The 2832-nt window shown below is 73.2% G+C and carries 2 protein-coding genes and 1 tRNA gene; all 3 read right to left on the reverse strand.

What is annotated here, in order from left to right; genetic code table 11:
* Window positions 1-212: 212 nt before the first annotated feature.
* A tRNA-Glu gene (locus ACZ6NC_RS32180) sits at window positions 213-281 on the reverse strand.
* A 137-nt stretch (window positions 282-418) separates the two neighbouring features.
* On the reverse strand, window positions 419-910 hold the full coding sequence (locus ACZ6NC_RS32185; RefSeq protein WP_465737388.1) for a YbaK/EbsC family protein: 492 nt from the start codon (window positions 908-910) through the stop codon (window positions 419-421).
* Window positions 907-2577 carry a 2-isopropylmalate synthase gene (locus ACZ6NC_RS32190; protein ID WP_465737447.1) on the reverse strand — a complete coding sequence of 557 codons (1671 nt, stop codon included), beginning with the start codon at window positions 2575-2577 and terminating at the stop codon, window positions 907-909. Before ACZ6NC_RS32190 ends, ACZ6NC_RS32185 begins: the two co-directional genes overlap by 4 nt.
* Window positions 2578-2832: the final 255 nt, after the last annotated feature.

The raw sequence follows: 2832 nt of genomic DNA on the forward strand, positions 1-2832 counted from the left end.
CAGGAAAGAGGTCGACCCGCTACCGTCCGAAAGGTTCCGTTGGGCCGTGTTTTTCGGCACTGCCCCCTCGGGGACCCCCCCTCCCCCCCCCGCGCCCCCCCCCCCCCCCGTTTCCGCCCTCGCCGTCAGCCCGCGCTGTGCGAGGCGCCGCGCACCCTGACTTGGAACGTCAGGAGGGGCAGGAGTCCATGACTCCCGCCCCTCCTGAATCGAGCGCCGGGCCCGAATCGAACGAACCCTTCCCGCTGAAAGCGGGCGTGCTACCACTGCACCACCGACGCCTGACCGGCCGGGCTCCCGATCACTTCCGTGATCTTGTCCCGCCGACGAGGAAGAAACTATCAGCGGGTGATCGAAAGACGAAATCGAGCCCCTCGGCCGGCCTCTGACGCCGGGGACGCCAGTCGCCGGCGCCCGGCTACTCGGCCACCACCGCCGACGGCGTGCCGCCGGTGAGCCGGAGCAGTTCGTCGTAGGTCATCGGGACCACGGTGTGCGGGTGTCCCGCGGCGGCCCAGAGCACCTCGTACCCGGCCAGCGCCACGTCGACCACGGTGCGCAGCGGGGCCGGGTGGCCGGCCGGCGCGACGCCGCCGATGGCCTGGCCGGTGGCCTCGCGGACCTGGGCGGCGGACGCCCGGGTGATCGGGCCGGTGCCCAACTCCCGTGCCAGGTATGCGGTGTCGACGCGGTGGGCGCCGCTGGTCATGACCAGCAGGGGCGCGTCCTCGCACCGGAAGACCAGGCTGTTGGCGATGGCGCCGACCTCGCAGCCGAGTGCGGCGGCGGCTTCGGCGGCGGTGCGGGCGGAGTCGGGCAGGAGGCGGATCTCGCCGGGCAGGCCGGCCGCCGCGAGTGCGTCGGCGACGGCCTGGCTGCGGGCGGGGAGATCGGGAAGGGCGGACGTCATACCGGCATCCTCCCCCGGCCGGCCGCCGCCCCGCGGCCGACGGCGCTCAGCACGGCCCGTACGCCGGCGGTGAGGACGGAGGAGTCCCGCCCGACGCCCCAGACCACTTCTCCCGCGACCCGCGCCTCGACGTAGGCGACGGCGTCGCTGTCGGGGCCGGTGCGGACGGCGTGCTCGGTGAACTGGAGGATGTCGACGGCGGTTCCGGAGGCGCGCAGGGCAGCGGTGACGGCGTCCAGCGGGCCGTTGCCCTCCCCCCGGTGCGGACCGACCTGCGCCCAGTGGCGGCCACCCTCCTCCCCGGTGCGCCACGCGACGTCCGCCGCGGCGTCCAGGTAGGTAGCCCGGAACAGCGCGTACAGGTCCTCGGCCGTCACCTCGCTCCCGCTGTCGTCGGCCGACTCCTGGACCACCCGGGAGAACTCGATCTGCAGGCGCCGCGGCAGGTCGAGCCCGTGCCCGGTCTGCAGCAGGTAGGCGATGCCGCCCTTGCCGGACTGGCTGTTGACCCGGATCACGGCCTCGTAGTCGCGCCCCAGGTCGGCCGGGTCGATCGGCAGGTAGGGGACGGACCACGGCGCCCGGGCCGCCGGCACGCCCAGGTCGGCCGCGACCTTGGCGTGGTGGGCGAACCCCTTCTTGATGGCGTCCTGGTGGGTGCCGGAGAAGGCGGTGTGGACGAGGTCGCCGACGTAGGGGTGGCGCTCGTGCACGGGCAGGCGGTTGCAGTGCTCGACGGTGCGGCGGATCTCGTCGATGTCGGAGAAGTCGATCATCGGGTCGACGCCCTGGGTGTGCAGATTGAGGGCGAGCGTCACCAGGTCGACGTTGCCGGTCCGCTCGCCGTTGCCGAACAGGCAGCCCTCGACCCGCTGGGCGCCGGCCAGGACGGCGAGTTCGGCGCAGGCGACGCCGGTGCCGCGGTCGTTGTGCGGGTGGACGGAGAGGATCACCGCCTCGCGCCGGGCCAGGTGACGGTGCATGTACTCGATCTGGTCGGCGTAGACGTTGGGGGTGGCGATCTCCACGGTGGCGGGCAGGTTGTGGATGACCGGGCGGTCGGGGCCGGCGTCCCAGAGTTCGGTGACGCCGTTGCAGACCTCCAGGACGTAGTCCGGCTCGGTCAGGTTGAACACCTCGGGCGAGAACTCGAAGCGCAGGCCGGGGCGGTCGCCGGCCCGCCGGGCCATGTGCCCGGCGGCCGCCGTGATCAGGGCGCGGACCTCGTCGCGGGTACGGCCGAGGACGACGTCGCGCCAGGCCGGGGCGGTGGCGGTGTAGAGGTGGACGACGACCCGGGGCAGGCCTTCGACGGACTCGAAGGTGCGGTCGATCAGGTCCTCGCGGGCGGCGGTGAAGACGACGATGGTGACGTCCTCGGGAACGGCGCCGGGGGTGGTGGCCAGCCGGCGGACGAAGTCGAAGTCGGTGCGGCTGGCGGAGGGGTAGCCGACCTCGATCTCCTTGAAGCCCATGGCCAGGAAGAGGTCGAACATCCGCTGTTTGCGCGCCGGGTCCATCGGCTCGGCCAGCGCCTGGTTGCCGTCGCGCAGGTCGACGGGCACCCAGAGCGGGGCCTGCTCGATCCGGCGCGAGGGCCACTCCCGCGGCTCGCCGCAGACCAGCGGAACGCGTTCGTGGGCGGGCCGGTAGCGGTGGTGCGGCATGGCGCTGCCGCGCTGCGGGTTCCAGGCGGGCGCGGCGGCCGGGACGGGGCCGGCGGGGGTGCGGAGCGTGGGAAATCGCACGGTGAAGGTCCTTCGCAAGCGGGTGGTTCCGGGGAACGAACCGGCAGCACGGCGCCACGAAAAGGGGGGGCGGGTTGGGCCAGCACCCCTGCGGCCCAAAAAAAAGAAAACCCACAGCCTCCTGCCGGGGGGAGGAACCACCCACCAACCCCCCCGAAAAACCGAAAGCAGAAA

The sequence above is a fragment of the Kitasatospora sp. NPDC041988 genome (assembly GCF_055588525.1).